The organism is Leptospira kirschneri serovar Cynopteri str. 3522 CT (genome assembly GCF_000243695.2).
In the GTDB taxonomy this organism is placed as follows: domain Bacteria; phylum Spirochaetota; class Leptospiria; order Leptospirales; family Leptospiraceae; genus Leptospira; species Leptospira kirschneri.
The window spans coordinates 159,204-178,194 of the sequence record NZ_AHMN02000008.1; the positions used below are offsets into that span (position 1 = coordinate 159,204).

At 35.9% G+C, this 18,991-nt stretch carries 18 protein-coding genes and 4 pseudogenes; 13 read left to right on the forward strand and 9 right to left on the reverse strand.

What is annotated here, in order from left to right:
- Nucleotides 1-177 precede the first annotated feature (177 nt).
- Genes fliH through fliF form a run of 3 tightly spaced genes read right to left on the reverse strand, consistent with a single transcriptional unit; the run spans nucleotide 178 to nucleotide 3,776 of the window.
- Nucleotides 178-1,101, reverse strand: coding sequence for a flagellar assembly protein FliH (gene fliH / locus LEP1GSC049_RS215155; protein ID WP_001096786.1), 924 nt, complete (start codon nucleotides 1,099-1,101; stop codon nucleotides 178-180).
- Between the two features lie 3 nt (nucleotides 1,102-1,104).
- The gene (locus LEP1GSC049_RS215150) at nucleotides 1,105-2,073 is read right to left on the reverse strand and encodes a FliG C-terminal domain-containing protein (protein ID WP_004759080.1); all 969 of its coding nucleotides are present in this window, start codon (nucleotides 2,071-2,073) and stop codon (nucleotides 1,105-1,107) included.
- Nucleotides 2,073-3,776 carry a flagellar basal-body MS-ring/collar protein FliF gene (gene fliF / locus LEP1GSC049_RS215145; RefSeq protein WP_004761960.1) on the reverse strand — a complete coding sequence of 568 codons (1,704 nt, stop codon included), beginning with the start codon at nucleotides 3,774-3,776 and terminating at the stop codon, nucleotides 2,073-2,075. The genes LEP1GSC049_RS215150 and fliF overlap by 1 nt, the downstream gene beginning before the upstream one ends.
- Nucleotides 3,777-4,981: 1,205 nt before the next feature.
- Between fliF and LEP1GSC049_RS215140 the strand changes: the two genes are divergently transcribed.
- From LEP1GSC049_RS215140 to LEP1GSC049_RS2000000229265, 13 genes and pseudogenes are all read left to right on the forward strand, one after another.
- On the forward strand, nucleotides 4,982-5,398 hold the full coding sequence (locus LEP1GSC049_RS215140) for a GNAT family N-acetyltransferase (protein ID WP_004752210.1): 417 nt from the start codon (nucleotides 4,982-4,984) through the stop codon (nucleotides 5,396-5,398).
- 343 nt (nucleotides 5,399-5,741) lie between these two features.
- Nucleotides 5,742-5,825: pseudogene (locus tag LEP1GSC049_RS2000000227910) on the forward strand (IS5/IS1182 family transposase); the annotation flags it as partial.
- A 320-nt stretch (nucleotides 5,826-6,145) separates the two neighbouring features.
- Nucleotides 6,146-7,510 (forward strand): flagellar protein export ATPase FliI, encoded by a 1,365-nt coding sequence (gene fliI, locus LEP1GSC049_RS215135; protein ID WP_004751760.1) that lies wholly within the window; start codon nucleotides 6,146-6,148, stop codon nucleotides 7,508-7,510.
- A 2-nt stretch (nucleotides 7,511-7,512) separates the two neighbouring features.
- Nucleotides 7,513-8,079, forward strand: a complete 567-nt coding sequence (fliJ, locus tag LEP1GSC049_RS215130; RefSeq protein WP_004759082.1) for a flagellar export protein FliJ — start codon at nucleotides 7,513-7,515, stop codon at nucleotides 8,077-8,079.
- Nucleotides 8,080-8,110: 31 nt separating this feature from the next.
- A complete protein-coding gene (locus LEP1GSC049_RS2000000228950) occupies nucleotides 8,111-8,236 on the forward strand; it encodes a hypothetical protein (RefSeq protein WP_004752444.1) in 126 nt (41 codons plus the stop codon).
- 2 nt (nucleotides 8,237-8,238) lie between these two features.
- The gene (locus LEP1GSC049_RS215125) at nucleotides 8,239-8,886 is read left to right on the forward strand and encodes a periplasmic-type flagellar collar protein FlbB (protein ID WP_004752237.1); all 648 of its coding nucleotides are present in this window, start codon (nucleotides 8,239-8,241) and stop codon (nucleotides 8,884-8,886) included.
- Between the two features lie 12 nt (nucleotides 8,887-8,898).
- Complete coding sequence (locus LEP1GSC049_RS215120) at nucleotides 8,899-9,291, forward strand: transporter (protein WP_004752704.1); 393 nt, start codon at nucleotides 8,899-8,901, stop codon at nucleotides 9,289-9,291.
- Nucleotides 9,292-9,401: 110 nt separating this feature from the next.
- A pseudogene (locus tag LEP1GSC049_RS2000000229065) lies at nucleotides 9,402-9,859 on the forward strand (SH3 domain-containing protein); the annotation flags it as partial.
- A 470-nt stretch (nucleotides 9,860-10,329) separates the two neighbouring features.
- Nucleotides 10,330-11,334 carry a hypothetical protein gene (locus tag LEP1GSC049_RS215115; protein ID WP_016560833.1) on the forward strand — a complete coding sequence of 335 codons (1,005 nt, stop codon included), beginning with the start codon at nucleotides 10,330-10,332 and terminating at the stop codon, nucleotides 11,332-11,334.
- Nucleotides 11,335-12,142: 808 nt separating this feature from the next.
- Entirely contained in the window at nucleotides 12,143-12,457 is a 315-nt protein-coding gene (locus tag LEP1GSC049_RS215105; protein ID WP_016560831.1) for a nucleotidyltransferase family protein, read from the forward strand.
- On the forward strand, nucleotides 12,447-12,647 hold the full coding sequence (locus tag LEP1GSC049_RS2000000228755; protein WP_004777063.1) for a HepT-like ribonuclease domain-containing protein: 201 nt from the start codon (nucleotides 12,447-12,449) through the stop codon (nucleotides 12,645-12,647). Before LEP1GSC049_RS215105 ends, LEP1GSC049_RS2000000228755 begins: the two co-directional genes overlap by 11 nt.
- Nucleotides 12,648-12,659: 12 nt before the next feature.
- Nucleotides 12,660-12,797, forward strand: a pseudogene (locus LEP1GSC049_RS2000000228760) (HepT-like ribonuclease domain-containing protein); the annotation flags it as partial.
- 154 nt (nucleotides 12,798-12,951) lie between these two features.
- Nucleotides 12,952-13,333: pseudogene (locus LEP1GSC049_RS2000000229265) on the forward strand (integrase core domain-containing protein); the annotation flags it as partial.
- Between the two features lie 444 nt (nucleotides 13,334-13,777).
- Here the strand turns inward: LEP1GSC049_RS2000000229265 and LEP1GSC049_RS2000000226270 are convergent.
- From LEP1GSC049_RS2000000226270 to whiG, 6 genes are read right to left on the reverse strand one after another with little or no spacing between them, the layout of a single operon-like run.
- Nucleotides 13,778-14,359, reverse strand: a complete 582-nt coding sequence (locus tag LEP1GSC049_RS2000000226270; protein ID WP_078131343.1) for a guanylate kinase — start codon at nucleotides 14,357-14,359, stop codon at nucleotides 13,778-13,780.
- Nucleotides 14,356-14,637, reverse strand: coding sequence for an extracellular matrix/biofilm biosynthesis regulator RemA family protein (locus tag LEP1GSC049_RS215090; RefSeq protein ID WP_016560763.1), 282 nt, complete (start codon nucleotides 14,635-14,637; stop codon nucleotides 14,356-14,358). Before LEP1GSC049_RS215090 ends, LEP1GSC049_RS2000000226270 begins: the two co-directional genes overlap by 4 nt.
- Nucleotides 14,637-15,677: a hypothetical protein gene (locus tag LEP1GSC049_RS215085; protein ID WP_004751868.1), complete on the reverse strand. Its 1,041-nt coding sequence runs from the start codon at nucleotides 15,675-15,677 to the stop codon at nucleotides 14,637-14,639. The genes LEP1GSC049_RS215090 and LEP1GSC049_RS215085 overlap by 1 nt, the downstream gene beginning before the upstream one ends.
- 45 nt (nucleotides 15,678-15,722) lie before the next feature.
- Nucleotides 15,723-16,076 carry a hypothetical protein gene (locus LEP1GSC049_RS215080; protein WP_004752326.1) on the reverse strand — a complete coding sequence of 118 codons (354 nt, stop codon included), beginning with the start codon at nucleotides 16,074-16,076 and terminating at the stop codon, nucleotides 15,723-15,725.
- A gap of 8 nt (nucleotides 16,077-16,084) precedes the next feature.
- The gene (locus LEP1GSC049_RS215075) at nucleotides 16,085-18,070 is read right to left on the reverse strand and encodes a FapA family protein (RefSeq protein WP_004752416.1); all 1,986 of its coding nucleotides are present in this window, start codon (nucleotides 18,068-18,070) and stop codon (nucleotides 16,085-16,087) included.
- A 26-nt stretch (nucleotides 18,071-18,096) separates the two neighbouring features.
- The gene (whiG, locus tag LEP1GSC049_RS215070) at nucleotides 18,097-18,897 is read right to left on the reverse strand and encodes an RNA polymerase sigma factor WhiG (protein WP_000039671.1); all 801 of its coding nucleotides are present in this window, start codon (nucleotides 18,895-18,897) and stop codon (nucleotides 18,097-18,099) included.
- Nucleotides 18,898-18,991: the final 94 nt, after the last annotated feature.

Consider the following 18,991-nt stretch of genomic DNA (forward strand, 5'->3'; position numbering starts at 1 on the left):
TACATACAAATGTTGTTTTACTTCAAAAATTTACGACTTCCTTTCAAATAAAAATCGAAAATCTAAGTTCTATTTATTTAAAACTAGGACGTATAAAAATAGTATCAGGAAAATGAATGAGCGATTTTATAAAGATACAGGATTTCTCAAAAAATAGGATTCAAAGTTCACCGTATTTTAGATCGGTTCCGCATTTCGGATCGCTTCTTCAATTTCTTTAAGCTGAGTAGAAATTCTAGCGTCAATCGCCCCCACGTCAGTTTCGATGATAACGCCACCCCGATCCACACGAGAATCTTCGTATATATTAACCTTGCGAAGAGATTCCATAAGTTTGATCAGCTCGTCTTTATGAGCGGTTGTAAGTTCCAAATCCGCAAAGTTGACTCGAATATCCACGCGATCTCTATCTTTGATCCTTTTTAATGCTTCTCTAATATTATTAAGAACAATTTCTTTTCTTTCAATAATTTCGTCTTTGATAACCTTACGTGCGATGATTAAAATCATCTCCACCATTTGTTTTTCCGAAGCTTGAATAATTTCTTCTCGGATATCTATCGCCTTACCTACGATGGTTCCCAAACGATCGATTAAACGTCTGACTTCTCCTTGACCTTTTTTAAAACCTACTTCTCTACCGGCGTCGTAACCTTTTAGATAAGCCTCGTGTTCGATCTCAGCCACCTTCATCTCGGCTTCTTTGATCATCCTTTCGACTTCCATCTTGGCTCTATCAAGGATCTGTTCTGCTTTGGCCTTACCTGTATCTTCTTCTAGTTTTACTTTTTCTTTAGAATCTTGGATCATTTGAAAGGCGCGTTTGCGTCCTTCTTCTTCGATCTCTTCTGACTTTCTTCTGGCGTCTTCTAGAAGTTTACGAACCTGTTCTTCGTTTTCTTCTCGGTAACGATTTAACTCCGCCTCAATTTCTTCGATCGAAGGACCTTGGTATTGTTCGATGATATTTCCTTCTTGATCTACTTCAAACTCTTCCGCGTCTTCATCTCTGTGAAATTTTTTATATTTATCAGGAATTGCTAATTCTACCTGATCTTTCATATCCGAAATTTGTATGGGTTTAAAGACGAGTTTGGCCATGACTTAAGTCGCTCTCCAAAATTTGATACTTCCTTCTTCGATCTCTTCTCGTAACCTTTCCAAAATTCCGTTTTGAGCGGTCTCCATTTCCGCAAGACTAATCGGTCCCATAGAATCGGATTCCAAACGAATCGAAGCGGAGAGAGCGGGTTCTAATTTTTCAAGAATTCTAAACTGTATCTCCGTTTCAGTCCCCTTTAAAGCGCACGAGAGAACGATCGGATGAAAAGAAGAAAAAAAACGATTTAAAGGTTCTCTTTCTAAAAATAATAGATCTTCCATCCGAAAGAAATGTTCCATTATATTTTCGGCAAAACCGGGGCGCTTCTCGCGGATTCGAGCGAATATTTTTTGAGAATCTCCCGGCCGCAACCTACCTAAAAGATCAGCCGCTTTTTTTCCCTTTGGGTTATGTATCGGAAGACTTTTTTCTTCGAGAGCAATTGCTTCCAGTTTGAACCTTAAAAATCTTTCCAAACGATTTTTTTCATATTCGCTGGAAAGATCTAGATCGTGAATCTGGATCAAAATTTCTTCTTTTATCATTTCCGGAAAGTCGTTTAATACGGCTGCGGCTACATCCGGATTTCCAAAACAAAGAACTAAAGCGATCATGTCCGATTTTTCACCGGAAACGATCTTGGAAATTTCTTCCGAGTTTTTTGTCTTCAGTTCTTGTAAAAGATCTCTTTCTTCCTTTTCTTCTTTGAGAAGCGCTTCCAGTTCCCGGATGAGATTTAAACTTTCCGGATCGATGGATTCTTCTTTTTGAATTTTAGAAAGAGAATTCAAAAAAGAAGAGAGAATTTCTCTCTCTTCTTTCGAATCTGGTTTTCCGGTTTTGTGAAACGTTTCTAAAAGTTTTCCGGTGACTTCCGGACCTAGATGTTTGTAAACTTCCGGAGGAAGATGTTCTCCTAAAATCCGAAGTAAACTTCCGGCCCTGTTTTGTCTGGAAGACAGGTTGTTCATCAACCTGCTTCCTCTTCAGAGAGCCAAGTGCGAAGAAGTTGTGCGACCTCCTCCGGTTTTTCTCTGGCGAGGTTGATCGCGTTTTCGAGAAGTTCTCTTCTGTATTTTTCGTCGAGAGAAAGTTCCACTTCGGCGCCACTTTCGTCCATAACTCGAAGGGCGGCTTCTCTCATCATCTGTTGTTGAGCGGCAAGTTCTTCTTCTCTGAGTCTTCTTCTTCTTCTTGCGATTTCTTTTTTGATCGCTCTGTAAACCAGTATGCTTACGATTAAAAGTAAAATGATGATTAAGGATGCGATGATCATTTGACGAATCGCTTTTTGTTTACGTAGCTCTTCGTCTTCCGCAGCAAATTGAGCCGATCTGTCTTTTGGAATCGTGACCACAGAAATTTGGTCTCCTCTGGCCTTATCGATTCCGACTGCGGATTCCAAATTTTTACGGATCTGTCTGAGTTCATCTTCCGAAACCGGAACATATTTACGATCGTAACCGGTCCCGTCTTCTTTCTCTTTCTTTTCCCAGACCCCGTCTATGACGACAGATAAGTTTACCTTTTCTACTTTCCAAGGTTGTTTTTGAACTTCAGAAACCCTTCTGTTAAATTCATAGTTATTGATGTTTTCGGCTTTGCTGTATTCCGCTTTTTGATAATCCGTATCTTTATAACCGGGAGCAATGTTCGGTTCGGTTCCTGCGGGTCCGTCCGGGGTAAAACCTCTACCTTTAAAGTCTTCTTTGGTTTCTTTAGAAGAAACTTTGAGCGAATAACCGTCTACGAGTTTTAGTTCTGAATAAGGAGTGTTTGGATTATCTGGAATTGCGACAACCGGCGAAACGGAATTGTCCTTATAAGATTCCTTATCCCAATTTAAATTATATTCAAAACGTGTAATATCTACTCTGTCTTCGCCGCCTAAAAGCCAGCGAAGTGTGTTTCTCATATCGATAAGACGTTGTATTCTCTGCTCTTCTCCGATTCTTAATTTTTCTTGAACGATCCTAAGTTCGAGTCTCTCTTTTTCTAAGTCTTCTTCAAAGTCGCTGATGATTTTACCGTCTGCGTCTGCGACGCTCACGTTTTCCGGTTTTAATTTCGGAACCGCTCTAGAGACCAAGTTTACGATCCCTTTGACTTCTTTTCTAGAAAGGGATTCTACTCCGGGAATGTAGTGCAAGATAACAGACGCTTTTACGGGAGATGAATTGGAACTAAAAAGTTCTTCTTCCGGAAAGGCTATGTTTACGTAAGCCTTGTCTACGGAACGAAGAGTCATAAGAGATTGTTCAATTGCACCTTTTAAGGCTCTATATTTTTTAATATCTTTGTCGAACTGTGTTTCGGTGAATTTATCTACGTTAAAAAGTTCCCAACCTTGAACTCCGGCCGGAATTAAATTTTCCTGAGCAAGTTTTGTGACGATCTCTTGTCTTTGTTCCGGATCAACTGTGATCACACTTGTATCGGAACTACCGTATTGATAACCTAGAGAATCCAGTTTTTTAGTTACTTCTGCAAAGTCTTTGCTGGTTAAGTCTTTAAACAAAACTACTCTGTTTTTTTGAAGAGAGATCGTAGAGAGGATTCCAATCGCAATCAAAACGGTTAGAGCCACCCCTCCCAGGATGAGTTTTTTAGTAGTGTCCAGGGTTGTGAAAAATTCCCGGATGTTATTTAAAATTTTCTGTAACTGCTCTGGCATAACGGATCTCCACCGAATTTACAATACGGGACATAATCAAATATCGGAAATAGAGTACAATCTCTTTTCAATTTTTTTAGAAAAATTTATTTCGGTACACAAATGTTAAGCGAAATTGAATAATTATATTCGCCTTTTTGAATGTGTTTGGGTACTGAATTTTTGTGTAGCGGAATTTGTTCCAATTTTTCACTAAAGACAATTTTTAAGATATGTGTTGAACGAACATTTTGATTTACCTTTAAAACGTCCGAACTTGGTTTAGAATTTTATAAAAATCAGTAACCAAACAAGAAATCGCTATTAGGTGTGAGTATGGATGATAATAGAGTTGTTGAAAAATTAATTCTTGATCTGTTTGTATTGGATTGAAATGGACAATTGAAGCAATTTTACGAATCTTCACTATGGAATTTTTCAACAACTCTAATCTTTATCCAAATAGTTTCAATTTAGAAACTTTGAGTCTGTCCTACTGATCTTTATAAAATTGAGTATCTTAAATTTAAATCATAAATCCTATTTCGATACAAAATACTGATTACTTGTTGCCTAATTCAGAGTGAAATACTTATAGTTTAGAATTTCTTGTTTTTCTAATGCTTATTTTATTTTCTTTGGAAACACATTTTATAGAAAAAAATCGAAATCGTTCTATAGAAATCGAACATAACGTTACACGCCATTGATATATTCCCTAGTTATTTTTTGTCCTGTTGTGATCTTTTGCTCCTTGTTAATTTTTAAGGAGTGTAAGATCAACTTCTAACTATTACAAATAATATTAAGATTCTCAAAGTATTTGAATCGGATCTAAATTTGTGAAATTGAAATTTTATAAATTGCATCAATACTGTTTAAAGGAATGGAATTTTCACTGCACAAAATATCCTGTTCGAGAAAATCAATCTTAAAAACTTAGATTCATCAACAATAAAGAATTTGAATAACGAAATAATCTTTTTGGCTGTAGAACTTTAAATGCTTTGCATTTGTCAACGGCTATCGAATTCGCAATGAACTTGGTGAAGATTTACATATATTTTCGTATGATAAAGATTTCAATAAAGTTGCGAATGAATTAAGTTTCAAAACTGTATAAGCAAAACTATTGCTTTTAACTATGACGGAAATTCAATTAAATTCAGAAAACAAATATAAATTTTCTGTCACTTTTTTAATAAGAATAAACCATTGAAAACAACATGAATATTAGAAAAGTCCAGGAAACAGATGTAGATAATATTTTCAACCTAACAGAGCAATTTGCTACTTCTTTTAAAACCGATTATGCGCTATTCAAAATTAGTTTTAATTCTCTCACTCAAGAACCTTCTGCTCACTTTCTATTAGCTGAGGAAAATGAAAAAATTATAGCATATTGTCTTGGATTTGATCATTATACTCTTTATGCCAATGGAAAAGTTGCTTGGCTTGAAGAAATTTTTGTTTTAGAAGATCATAGAAGGCACGGAGTTGCTCGACTTTTAATGTCTGAATTTGAAAACTGGGCTCGATTTAGAAATTCAAAACTTATTGGACTTGCGACCAGAAGAGCAAGAGATTTCTATACATCAATAGGATACGAAGATTCAGCTATTTTTTTTAGAAAACTACTTTAGAAAATCGGAAAATAAAAATAGTGCAAGTCGCCTAACTTCGGATCTGCGCATTTGCTTTATCACCTGATTTGCAAGACATCTCTATTGCCACTGAAACCTCGCGCATAAACGTTTCAGGAGAGTTAACGTTTATAAACCTATTTTATTATGCGTTATGATTAAAAGGAAATCATAAGATCATTATTTAACGTGCGTTCAACGTAAGGAAGTAAAAGTTGGAAATTGTTTTCGGATTTCAAATTCAAAGAAGATTTTTTTGGAAAAAATGAAAATACAACTAAACTGCTTAGAGCTTGTCCCAAAACCTCCTTGTACTTGTAGTCTAAAGAAGTAGATATGACATATGAATTCAAATTTAGGTCATTTAGATATCTCTGAAGAGATTTGGAAACGCCTTCATTCCTTACTACCAAAGCGCAAAGCAAACATCATGATTTGCTTCGAAAATTAAAATGTAGGAACTCCTTCAAAAAAAGGGATTATATATATATTTTAAGAACTTCTGCATCTTTTGTAAAATCAACCGTCAATTTTGAGTATCATTCTTTATATGTCTGAGTAGTAAAAATCTCTCAAGTTAAGAAAATCCAAAGCTAAAACCGAAAATCTTTGAACCAAACTACTGTATCTCGACAAAATTGAAAATCTTAGCTTTTTTCAAAAACTGAATTATAGCGACATAATTTTTTTATTTTCTCATAGATACTTGACTTTCTTGTAAATTCTAGATACCAAGAAATAATCCTTATGATAGAGAAAAAATTTCATGAGAAAGTAGACGTAATGTCTAAATATTTCCTAATCATGGATCGAACCGAAACGATCCGGAAATCCGGAAAAGTCATTCGAGTCTCCGGAAACGTAATCTATTCAGAAGGCCCACCCGACTCTAAAATTGGGGAACTGATGGATGTTCAAAAAAGTGGGAAAGAAGGTTATCTCCAATGTGAAATCGTAGGTTTTGAAGGTCACGTCTATACTCTTATGCCCCTCGGCCCCATTGAAGGGATTTATCCGGAAGCATTTGTGTTTTCTTCCGGCAGAAAACTCGCGGTTCCCGTCGGAAAAGAACTACTTGGAAGAGTCTTAAATGGGGTCGGAAGACCGATCGATAAAAAAGGTCATATCATCACCAAAGAAGAACGTCCCCCCGATAACGAAGTTCCCAATCCTTTGGATCGCCCGATCATTCGAGACATTCTCATGACTGGAGTTCGAGCCATCGACGGGATTTTAACCATCGGAAGAGGACAAAGAGTCGGAATCTTTTCCGGCTCCGGCGTAGGTAAATCCAGTCTACTTGGAATGATCGCACGTTATACCGACGCAGACGTAAACGTGATAGCTCTCGTAGGGGAAAGAGGTAGAGAGGTAAACGAATTTATCGAAATCGATCTCGGAAAAGAAGGACTTAAAAAATCGGTCGTATTAGCCGCAACCTCCGACGCACCAAAGATGGAACAGGTAAACTGCGCCTTACTCGCGACTTCCATCGCAGAATATTTTAGAGATCAGGGAAAACACGTAAATCTTATGATGGATTCTTTGACTCGATTTGCACAAGCTAATCGTGAAATCTCCGCTTCCAACCACGAACCTCCTATTACGAGAGGATTTAGTTCATCAGTTTTTTCTAAATTAGCAAAACTTGTTGAACGCTCTGGAACTTCGAAATCGGGAGGAACTATCACAGGATTTTATACGGTTCTGACAGAAGCGGACGAAATGGAAGATCCAATCGCAGACGCGGTTCGAGGTTATATAGACGGACATATCATCTTGAACAGAAAACTCGCCGAAAAAAATCATTATCCTGCTATCGATATACCCGCTTCCCTTTCCAGGGTAATGGCGAGAATTTCTCCAGAAGACCAAAATCTAAGAGCGGGAATGATCCGAGAACTGATCAGCGTTTATAACTCTGCCGAAGAATTGATCCGCTTAAATGCGTATGTTTCAGGCTCGGATTTAAAAGTGGATCTTGCAATCCGTAAAAAAGACAAAATAGATCGTTATTTAAAACAGAAAATTCAGGAACGTAGTACTTATTCCCAAGCCTTACAAGGTCTAAAAGAAGTTTTAGAAGAAGAACAGGAAGAAGAGGAATTCTAAACTTGAAACGTTTTCAATTCAGTCTAGAACCGGTTTTAAATCTTCGCAAAAAAAAAGAAGATGAAAAACTAAAAGCGTTCTCGAAAGTTGCGGGTGAAATCAATCAGATACGCAACTCCATTTTAGAAAACGAAAAACAAATCGAACATCTTACGGGAGAATCTTATTCTCTTTACGGCGCCTCTTTAAGAGACTATCAACTCCATCAAGGTTATATTCGCTCTCTTATTACCAGAAACGAAAATTTAGAATCCGATATAGAAAATAGAAAATCAGAGTTAGATTCTAAAAGAACAGAATTAATACTCGCCCAAAAAGACCGTAAGATTTTGGAAATTCTCAAAGAGAATCAATATAAAGATTACAAAAAGTTATATTTTAAAAAAGAAAAATTTGAACTCGAAGAACATTACAATCAACTAAAATCCATTGAACGGAGAGAAATGAATGAATCCTCTGAACCGGCTCCGAGAGTCTTTACATACGATACTGGATCCAACTCCGAATCGTCTAACGACGATTCAGGCGCATCCGAAATCAAAAAACTATACGACAGATATAAAAAATGATTCCTTATTTCAGAAAATTTTAAATGTCGCAGTGGGAAATTCCAATCAAACGACAGATTCTATACTCAGCCTTCAGAAGAAAATTACCGATTTTCAGAAAAAGGCGGAACAATTGGAAAATAAAATCAACGAGAATCGAATCGATCTAAAGGTTTAAATATGGCATCCTTAAGCGATAAAGCAAGAGCTATCTATTTAGTACTCCTTATTCTTTTTTTATTGGCGATCGGTTTTTTCGTTTTCGATTATTTCCAAATCATCAACGCCTCCGAAATTTTTCCATTTCTTCGTAAAGAACCGGCTCTCGTAAATCAAGACAACGAATCTCCCACCGAACTTCAAAAATTAGAATTTGCTAAAGCTCAAGAAAGATTTGCAGAAGAACTAGACGAACTTGAAAAAAGAAAAACAGAGCTTATCGCCGAAAAGGGAAAACTTGAGGCCGAAATGGAAAAGTTAGAAGAAATGCGTAAAGGTCTCATTACCAAAGAAAAAGAAATGAAATCTGCGGATTCAGAAAAAAACAGTCGCCAAAAACTGGTTAAAGTTCTTGCGGATAAAGTAGGAAACATGCCTCCCGAATCAGCGATCGGAATGCTTGTAAACTGGCCCGATGGAGATATTATAGACGTCTTTATTCAGATGGATAAGGACGCGGAAGAAGACGGAAGACCTACGATTACTACTTATCTTCTAACACTTTTTCCCGCAGACAGACGCGCTATGATTACAAACAAATGGCTTAGTAGATCCGGTGGAATCAAAACTCCGGGCATTCCAGATGATGCAATAGAATCGAATCCATAATTCGGAGAAACCATGAATTTCAAAATAAAATCGTTTTTTATTTTTTTCGTATTTTTACTGTTAGTTGGAAATTCTATTGAATCTAAAAAGAAAACAAATTCACCTCCTCCCAAGGTAAGCGGTTACGAATTAGTCTCTAATCCATCCGCAGCCTTTGGAAAGACGATCCAAATATCCGGAACCGTTTCTGAAATTTTATATAAAGGAAATTCAATTCGTTTTTTGGTCTATTTTTCCGGTAAACCGGTCGCTCTGGATTCAGATTCAACCTCCCTAATTTCCAACGTCCAAGTAGGAAGTTACGTTTCCGTATGTGGTTTTTATTTAAAAGACAGGGAACTCAAAGCAAACGGAACTCCGATCACCATGCCTTTTATTTTAGTAGATTCTCCGGATTGTAGATAAACAAAAAATAGCTTCGTATTTTACAAGTTAGGTGAAACGTGCGCGTTTGATTTTGAAAAAACTCCTTTTAACAAATCCTACTTTTAAACTCTTTGCAAACTTCAGAGAAATCTATAGAAAAAGAGGACACGAACATCCGGAGAAAATGCAGTCGGTCGATACCTTCTTCTCTTGCAAAAGAGAGTAGTAATTTTAGATTAGAAATTGATAAAAACATCGGATTTGAATCTTTAAATATTGATCAAAACACAAAATTAAAAATTCAGAATTACGGATGTACGACCTATTTTGTCGAATTTTATTTTATCATAAAAGAAACCAAAATAAAAAGCAAAGCCGTTTCTGACTTTAAAAAAAAGTAAAATATCTACTTAGCAAAACAAAAGAAAAAACAAACTCTCCACTTTCACTTGATCATGCAATCAAAGTATTGGATCAAAAAAAATTTCAATTTAATAAAAACATTTCTTATACTGAGAACGAATTTGGACAATTTATAATTTTCAGAAGACCTAAATTTAAAAAAGAATCAGAAATCATTCATATTTCATTTATTATTAATTTATAATACAGTAGAGTTGTTAAAAAATGAATTCTCCATCTATTTTTATTTTATGCAAATCGGCAATTGAAGCAGTTTTGTTAATCGCCACTATGGAATTTTTCAACAACTCTACTGTACACAAATCAAACAAAACGTATTCACCCTAAATTTGATCCCAGGTCAATATATTATAATTTTAAAATATTATTGAAATATAAAAAAACAAATCCAAATATTCCTGGATCAATTATACAACGAATGGGAGTTTTGTTTTTCGCAAAATTTCTATAACGAAATCGAAAGCGTAGAACTTTTTGAAGCTTCAGAATTCTCCAAAACAATTTCACTTGTAAAAAGTGTATGAATCCAATCTTAAATTTTGATTGAGTTAGGAAAATTCGCAATAAAACCCATTCGGTCAAAGTAAGTATTTTATTAAAGATTTGTTTTAAATATGTATTAACATCACTTAAAAACCCTAACTGTTATTTCCTATGGAAAATGACTCCGATTCCAATAATTTGAACCCTTCCGCAGATTTAGAAATTTTAAATTACTATGATATTGAAAGACCCATCGCGGCCCTTGCAATTACAGAAAAGAAATTAGCCATTTTAGACATAGAAAGTAATCTTTCCATATTTGATATTCAAAGTGGAAAACCGACTCTTGAATCCAAGATAGAAAATAACAAAGAATTCATAGATAAACATCTAACAAGAATTAGTTTTTCAAATAAAAACGAATTATTTGTAGCTAGCGAAAAAGGATCCCTACTCTATACGTTTTCAAATTCGGAATGGAAAATCAATTTTTCTGATAAAAGTAGATTAATAGGCGGTATCTACAACGACGGTATGCTTTTTTTAGTCACAAAGATAGATACTGGAAATTATAACATCGTTCATAATATTGTAGCGAAAAATATAAAATCAGATTCCGAAGTTGAGCTTGTTCCAAACGCATTCAGAATTATGAATATTTTTGAGTTACAATCCGTATGCTACGACCAATACCTCATTCTTATTTCTTCTCATAACAAAGAGATTTATGTATTCGACATTTCCGATCGATCCAATATTCAGACAATTATAAAAAGAAAAGAAAAAGAGAATCGATTTTATACAATTAGAGAAAGTCCAATTGTATATTTTGAAAAGGACGAAAATAAAATAATCTCTTTTAGTAACGCTTTTGAAACCGGACCTTTGAAACGTTTTGGACTTAGAGGGAATCCTTATCAAGATGCCTCTGGAAACATTTGGATGTCTGTAAATAAATATATCAATAGCAAAAAACAACGTATAGAAGGAATTGGCCTTTTGAATTGGGAAAAAGATCATTACGAAAGTAGATTTTTATCTCTTCCGGAAGTTAAAGATCATCCACAAGGTTCAGATTCGTTCATTCATCATCTGAAGCAAGTTTGGACATTTAAGGAAAATTTATTTTGTTTATACGGTTCAGGTAGGCTTGTGGAAATGAAACTAACTTCTTAGAATTTTAGTATAGTAAGAATTTTTTAAATCAACTAACGTGAGTTTGGCATTAGAATCCTTTTTATGAAAGTCAATCTTTGTGTAAAAGACAAAATGTAGGAACTATTACAAAACTTAAGTTTGTCTGTAAAATGATGTATGAGTTCCCACAAACCACGATTTTACGAGCAAATTCTAAAATTGTAGGAACTCATACTTTTAGAAAACTCTTTCTTAAGCCAAACTTATGTTAAAATGGGATTTAAATTTTGATGATGGTCGTAAAACAGTAATTTTGTGCAAAGATTTGATTGGACGATGATTCTTTTTGTATTTCCTTAATAGTTCCCACAATTTTCAAAATTTAACTGGTAAATCCACGATTTGTGAGAGTTCCCACAGATTAAGACGTATTACAAGTTTTTAAACATTTATTTTTTATGGAAAAATCAGATTTTTATAAAATGAATCTCTTAACGACCTCTGCTCACATTACTACTCGGACGCATGCAAATAATATTACCATGAACTTATTTCTTATTTCAAAAGTTAAAATGTGGGATCTCACACAAAAAAGCTAACGATTTCAAGTTGGATATTATTTTTTGAGAATTCCTACGTCTTTGGAAAATCACTCATTCATTTTTCTGATACTATTTTTATACGTCCTATCAGTAAGGTGACCAATTGTATGAACTTTATGGAAAAGAAATTAACCTTTGAAAGGGGAATGAAAAATCCAAAAAGGCGAAAAAACTTCGACAAGGATTTTTATTATCTTCGAAAGTCCTTTGCTTGACTTTCGAAGAATTATAGAGAAATTTTAACTATGGTAGCCGTTGATTCTTTAGATAAAATAACAATTCAAGAATCTTTACGAAATCACAAAAGAGAGTTAGATTCTTTAGGGGTTCAGGCTATTCATATTTTTGGCTCAGTCGCAAGGAAAAACGCAAATTCGAAAAGTGATATAGACTTTCTCGTTACTTTCAAAAGCGGAATGAAAAATTTTGATAACTATATAAATCTTATTTTTTTATTAGAAGATTTGTTTGAAGTGAAAATTGATCTACTTACTTCTGATTCTATTTCCAGCTCCCTTAAGCAATCTGTAGAAAAAGAGTCCATCTTAATTGAAGTCTGATTTAGATTATATTAAACATATTTACGGAGAAATACTTTTCTTAAAAGAAGAGTTTAATAAAACAAATAAAGACTTATTTTTAATTAACAACGTACTTAAACGAGCCTTTGTTAGAAGTATTAAAATTATCGGGGAAGCTTCGAATAAACTTTCTGATTCTTTTAAAAAGAAATATCCTGATCCCGAGTAGAGAAAGTTTTCAGCAACCAGGAATCATCTGATTCATGGATACTTTACCGTAGATTACGATATAGTTTGGGATCTTGTTGAAAATAAAATCCCTACATTACACTTACAAATTACAGAAATTTTGGGGAAAGAAAAAACTCTTTTCGATTAATTACAATAACGTTAACAAGCCTAGTTGTTAGGTGAAAGTGTCAAAATTTTTCTTTTTAACAAGGTTTCAATAAATGCCAACAAATTTAGGGAATTTGGATTCCTCTAAATGAGGGAAATACGATCTTAAAATTTTATTTGATAATTGATATGTTGGTCGTTTATCGATAGTAACTCAACCCGAGTTTTCAATTCCTTCTGAAAGAGTTATAAAAATTTTGAATGAAGCAATCGAAAGTTTACGGCCGCCAAAACAAATTGTTGTAGACAACAGTTTTGAGTTTACTTGAAAAACTTTTTTGAATTGGGCAAAAGATTGATATTCATTTTACTACTTCCGGAAAGTCGACGGAAAATGCTTTCATTGAAAGTTTCAACGGTAAGATGCGAAACGAATGTTTAAATGAAAATTGATTTAAAAATATTGAAGAAGCCCAATGTCTTGTAAAAGTTTGGAGAAACTTCTACAATTCAGTGAGGCTGCATAGTTCACTCGGGGGGTTAACTCCGGAGGAATATTTAAGGCGATCTGCTTAAGGAGATTTTTAACACTTTACAATGGCACTAATTTCGGGGGCATCTCGATTCTTACTTGAAAGAAAGCCGTGAATTTTTGAAGTAAACCAACATTTGTATGTAAGATTTCTGGATGTTTGTCGGATCGTTCTTTAGTATAACGTGAATTAACGCGAAAGGGATCGATGAATGAACTAAAGCACAACGCTCTCTATGAATCGCGTTGTGGAGTCAAGTTATCGAAATTAAAGAAATTGAATGTACAACTATAATGCACAATAACTTGACTGGAGCTAAAGAGCCTGTTCCATTGAATCTTTCTTTTACAAATCATTGACGGGATTCGCCCGAATTTTCAACCGCAGAATTTACATGATTAAAATGTAAACTATTATTGGATCGGGTAATTTATTATGTAATTTCGAGTTCTCACATCTGAAGTCTTGTTAAAGTTACACAATCTGTTTATTTTTCAGTCGTAGATTTACTCTCACTCTTTAAAATAATATTCTCCAACTTAGTCAGAGCACGATCTAAATTGTCGTTTACAATTTTATAATCAAATTCGTTTTGGCGTTCCAATTCTAACTTACCGTTTCGGATTCTTTTTAAGATACTTTCTTCGGAATCAGTTCCCCTGCCTCTAAGACGTTTTTCCCATTCTTTTTCATTTGGAGGAAGAATAAAAATGGTCACGATTTTATCGGGAAGTTTTTCTTTGACGATCTTTGCTCCCTGAACGTCTATATCCATAATCACGGAAGAACCTTTTTGAAAAGCCTCTTCTATAAATTTCAAAGGAGTTCCGTAATACTGATCGTGAACAAGAGCCCATTCTAAAAATGCAGACTCAGAAATTCCTTTCTCAAATTCTTCTTTAGTTAAAAAGAAATACGTTATGCCCTCTTTGTCTCCTGGACGAGGAGCGCGAGTTGTACAAGAAACTGAAAAAAGAATCTCAGGATGTTTCTCCCTGATTTTTTGAATGAGTGTAGATTTCCCTCCGCCTGCAACCGAAGAGAGAACAAAAAGTTTAGGAGAGTTCAGTCTAAATCTTCCTCTTCGGAAGCGATCGAATTATCTCTGGATTCAATTCTTTTAGTCAGAGATTCAACTCTTAGATTGGAAAGAATAAGATGATTGCTGTTCGTCACTATAATCGAACGGGTTTTTTTACCCTGAGTCGCATCAATTAGGCTGTTGTTACTCTTCGCTTCGTTTCGAATTCTTTTAGCGGATGCAGAATCCGAATGAATGATACTTACGATCTTAGAAACCAGAACGATATTCCCGAATCCTACGTTGAGTACGCTAAACTGGGACATCAGAACCTCCTATTTCTGTCCAACCTGAACCTTTCAATAATATCCACCTCGCCCAAAGCGAGATCCAAAACTTCCGAAATTTCTTCATGAGTATATTTTCTTTTCAAAAGGAAAACAACTTTCTCTATTTTTGTAGAATCCTCTCCGATTTCGAGTAACGCAGATTCGGCGGAAATTTTTGTAGAATCCGGTTTGATAGGTTGATAACCTACGATATTTTCTTGTAGAATTCTACCAAAATCAGCTTCTTTCGGTTTTAGATTATCCCTAAAAACGAGAGAAGACGTTTCGTTTAACTTTGATTCGGAAACGGGCGTAAACGGATTTTCATCCAATGAAATGTCTAAAGTAGTATTTCGAGTTCCAGGAAAAAAATCGCTCTCAGAAGTTTCATTTTCCGCACGAACCGTTTTAATTTCCTGAATGCCAAAAAATTTACGAATTCCCTTTCCGATCGTTTCTAAAACCAGATTAGAAGTAGACCCTTGTGGAAGAGTCTCTGGTTTATTCTTGGATACAACTTCCTTTTTTACTACCTTAGAAGTAGTTTCTGATTTTTGAATATAAGAAGTATGAATTTTAGAATTGGAAACCTTCTGTAAATTAGAAAACCCTTCCACGTCTTCCTTAGTCAGATCTAGATTTTCTTTATAGATATGACCAATCCCTTGTTGAACAGAACCGGAAATTCCACCTTTGAGAGAATATAAACTCTCAGATTTTTTGTTTTCATCATTAATTACAGAATCCTTATCTACAATTTGAATCTTTTCGAGAATATCTGGAGACGTCGCTTGTTCAATTCGTTTGACCAGTTCTTCAGCCTTAGAAGTGATCTCTTTAAAAGTCAGAATTCTAGCCCCCATAAGATCGACTTGTCTAAGAGATTCGGTTTCCAACTCGTCTATAAAATCCCTGATTTCCTCGTTGATTTTTCCCAACATATGGGTACGAATTCTTTCGGTTACTTTTGAAGTGATCGTATAATATAAAACAACAGAAACAACCGCGTTGATCGCAAATACTGCAAATAGTTCCATACTTTTCCCCCGGCACGTCTCCAACAACATTCCTTAGGAAAAAGTTTAAGCGAAAAATTCGATTTTACCTCGATTAGACGGAACGTTAGACGCCTTTTGACCATTAGAAGAATACGTATAAGACTTATCGTCCGAAGCCGACTTATATGTTTTTAATCGATCTTTGATCTGATCTATTTTTTGATTTCTTGCCAAAGCCATCCTTTCCCTGGATTCAGGAGAAAGAGAAAAAACGTCTGTATACAATTCAACGGCGTATTTACGCGTATCGTTGTATTCTTTGACCACCCGAGAGGTTTCGGAGATCACATGAGGCATGGTGAAAGGATTTTCCACCTGCTGCTTCCGGATCATATCCGGAGCCTGACCATAACCTAAAAAAGTATCGCTCAGCCTCATTCTAAGGTTTAATTACCACGATTTCGTTTTTTTCTCCAGTCTTTTTTGTCCGGCTCAGGATCTTCGTAAGGAACTTGACGAATCATTCCATTTTCTTCTACAAAGGTTTTGTTCTTAATCTCGTTTCTAGTTTTAAAATCAGAGTTTCGGATTCTCATAGTCACTCCACCATAAAGAACTTTTTCGATACTGATCTTACCGTGAGACGACTTTTCTTCCATGTAATTTTTAAGATTATTAATTTCCGTTTCAAACTCTTTGATTCTAGAATCGAGTTTATCCACTGCCTTCTGCATTTTAGAAAGTTGATTCTCGTGTTCTTCCGTAAAAGAAGCCGGATCAGATTCTTTTCTGGCCTGAAGAGTTTTTAGACTTTTGAAAACTTGTTCGTGTTTAGCCTGACTTTCGTGCATCTTCGCTTCATAATCAGCGATCTGTTTTAGAACCTTAGGATCAATCCCCACAACAAGTTCAGTCGCCGGGTTTGCAGAAGAACCGATACTTCTGGCAGCGATCAACTCAGAAGCCCGAACTGTTCCACCTACGATTTGGCCTCGTTTTCCATTGCAGAGAATTTTTCCTCCGGCACTTACAAAAGAATGTAAAACTCCCTCTTGAACCATAACATCCTTTTCGGTGATCACAGTGGCGCTCTGTATGAATTTAGCGATCACGTTTCCGCCTGTGGATTCTACATGAGCTTCTTCTCTTCCGGAAATTCCTTGGCGAATGATGATGTCTCCATCCGCTTCCACTCTAGCCTTTTGAACAGTTCCATAGATTTCGATATTACCAGCGGCTTTGACGGAGTAATTATCCTCCACGTTACCCGTAATCACAATCGAACCTAGGAAGGTAACGTTACCCGTTTTGATTCCTACGTCTCCGTTAACTCTATAAACGGTTTCTACCGAAAGTCTTCCAGTCGCATAAACAACCTGGCCGTTTACTTCCGCAGTTAACTTACTTCTATCTTCAGAAAGAATCGTTCCCTTTCCTTGTTTTAAGTCCGTATCTGCTCCGTCTTTTGCAGGAAGAAGTTCGTTAAAAAGAGTACGGCCGTATTTTCCTTTTTCCGCAGGAATTTTTTCGGCGAGTAACTGACCCACTACTACGTTTTCGATCAAATCCAAATCTTTGAAGTCTACCCTTCCGGATTCGTCTTCGCGGAAAGAAATATTTTTAGAGGTTCGAACGTGATAGATGATCTGAGCATTTTTGCCGTTGATTGGATAATCCCCTTCCGCACCGATAAAAGGTTGATTGTAAAATTCCTCTTCCAGCTTTCTTTGGATTTCCTCTTCTTTAAAACCGTATTTTACTCCAGCGTTTTTGAGATGATTAACTACGTCTTTAACTTCAAAATCCCTTCCACCGGGTCTAGGAGGAAGAATCGTGACTTTCGCTTTCATCTTATCAGCAGAAATGTCTAAGAGTAGTTTTGCTTCCATTCCTGGTCTAGGTTTTTGTTGAGAGATAAGAATAGGCTCTCCTTTTGCTTCCTTTACGATTTTGCGGACCAACTTACCGTCCTCTCCGGAAACACCTTTTAGAGAAAGTTTTTTAAAAACCTCGTCCAGATCCACGGGAAGGCCGTCACCTAACGGCGCAAAAGTGGTAAGATATACTCCGTTTCGAAGAATTTGAACTAGAACTTTTCCGTTTTTGTCCTTGGGCTGAATCAGATCTTTGAGATCTTTAGAAACGAGTTTACCCGAACCACCAGTAAGTTTTTGATCTAGTTCGGTCAACTCATCCAAAAAGTTATCTTCCGGAAGAATCGAAACACGAATGTGCCAAGGTTCGTGGCCGAAAAGTTTTTTCTTTCCACGTTTTAGAACTACATAGTCTAGTTCATGTACTTGTTTTTTAAGATGTTTTGCGGCGAGACGTAGTGAGTTTTCCAGAGTATCTCCGTAAACTTCTACCTGTTCGTTCTGGATACGATCCAGTTCCTTGCTTTGGTCTTGTAAGAATGGTATTAGAGAACCCATATTCTCCCGTCCTAGTAAATCAAAAATTACTTACGAGAAATGACGGACTTTACTTTACCGAGTTTACTTCTCAATCTGGAAACGGCTCTGGTGTGTAACTGAGAAATTCTAGACTCCGTAACCTCCAGCACCTCGCCGATTTCCTTTAAAGTTAGATCTTCATAATAATATAATACGATTACTTTTTTTTCCTTTTCTGGAAGGGTTTTGATCGCTTCTACGATTACGTTCTTAATTTCTTCTTTTTCTATAATCGTATCTGGATTCATATTCATAGGAGATTCTAAAGTTTCCATAAAAGAAACCTCGTCGTTTTCATCTCCTAAAAACCAGATGTCGTTTAACGAAACAAGAGAGGTTCCGCTAATTTTTGTAAGAAGGGAATTGTATTCTTCCATAGAAATTCCCAATTCTTTTGCAATCGCGTCGTCGTCTACTTGCTGGCCTTCTTTGTTCTCCAGCATTCCTATGATTTGTTCTAGTTGTTTTGCCTTTTGACGGATAGATCTAGGAATCCAATCGATGGAACGTAATTCGTCAAAGATACTTCCTCGAATCCGAGTCATTGCATACGTTTTGAACTTAATCAGTCTTTCCGGATCGAATTTTTCGATCGCATCCAAAAGGCCAAAAACTCCATAGGATACAAGATCGTCGAATTCAACGTTTTGAGGCATGCCTATAGCAATTCTACCTGCTACGTGTTTGACTAGCGGAGAATATTTTTCTACGAGATAAGAGCGGATGTCCTGATCTTTAGTCTCTCGATAGGATTTCCATAGTTCCGTCTCATCCTGCTGGTTATATTTCTCATATTTTTTGGACATAAGCTCGGATCTGGAAGACCTTCATTTAAAGTGTCGAGCTTCTCAGAAAATTGCAATAGCATTTTTTAGCGCAAAAACGGGGAAATCAAGCAGT

What these genes read in the sequence shown, in the direction of transcription:
- fliH (WP_001096786.1), bottom strand. Translation starts at nt 1,101, where the DNA reads ATGGCCAAACTCGTCTTTAAACCCATACAAATTTCGGATATGAAAGAT.
- LEP1GSC049_RS215150 (WP_004759080.1), bottom strand. Translation starts at nt 2,073, where the DNA reads ATGAACAACCTGTCTTCCAGACAAAACAGGGCCGGAAGTTTACTTCGG.
- fliF (WP_004761960.1), bottom strand. Translation starts at nt 3,776, where the DNA reads ATGCCAGAGCAGTTACAGAAAATTTTAAATAACATCCGGGAATTTTTC.
- LEP1GSC049_RS215140 (WP_004752210.1), top strand. Translation starts at nt 4,982, where the DNA reads ATGAATATTAGAAAAGTCCAGGAAACAGATGTAGATAATATTTTCAAC.
- fliI (WP_004751760.1), top strand. Translation starts at nt 6,146, where the DNA reads ATGATAGAGAAAAAATTTCATGAGAAAGTAGACGTAATGTCTAAATAT.
- LEP1GSC049_RS215125 (WP_004752237.1), top strand. Translation starts at nt 8,239, where the DNA reads ATGGCATCCTTAAGCGATAAAGCAAGAGCTATCTATTTAGTACTCCTT.
- LEP1GSC049_RS215120 (WP_004752704.1), top strand. Translation starts at nt 8,899, where the DNA reads ATGAATTTCAAAATAAAATCGTTTTTTATTTTTTTCGTATTTTTACTG.
- LEP1GSC049_RS215115 (WP_016560833.1), top strand. Translation starts at nt 10,330, where the DNA reads ATGGAAAATGACTCCGATTCCAATAATTTGAACCCTTCCGCAGATTTA.
- LEP1GSC049_RS215105 (WP_016560831.1), top strand. Translation starts at nt 12,143, where the DNA reads ATGGTAGCCGTTGATTCTTTAGATAAAATAACAATTCAAGAATCTTTA.
- LEP1GSC049_RS215090 (WP_016560763.1), bottom strand. Translation starts at nt 14,637, where the DNA reads ATGTCCCAGTTTAGCGTACTCAACGTAGGATTCGGGAATATCGTTCTG.
- LEP1GSC049_RS215085 (WP_004751868.1), bottom strand. Translation starts at nt 15,677, where the DNA reads ATGGAACTATTTGCAGTATTTGCGATCAACGCGGTTGTTTCTGTTGTT.
- LEP1GSC049_RS215080 (WP_004752326.1), bottom strand. Translation starts at nt 16,076, where the DNA reads ATGAGGCTGAGCGATACTTTTTTAGGTTATGGTCAGGCTCCGGATATG.
- LEP1GSC049_RS215075 (WP_004752416.1), bottom strand. Translation starts at nt 18,070, where the DNA reads ATGGGTTCTCTAATACCATTCTTACAAGACCAAAGCAAGGAACTGGAT.
- whiG (WP_000039671.1), bottom strand. Translation starts at nt 18,897, where the DNA reads ATGTCCAAAAAATATGAGAAATATAACCAGCAGGATGAGACGGAACTA.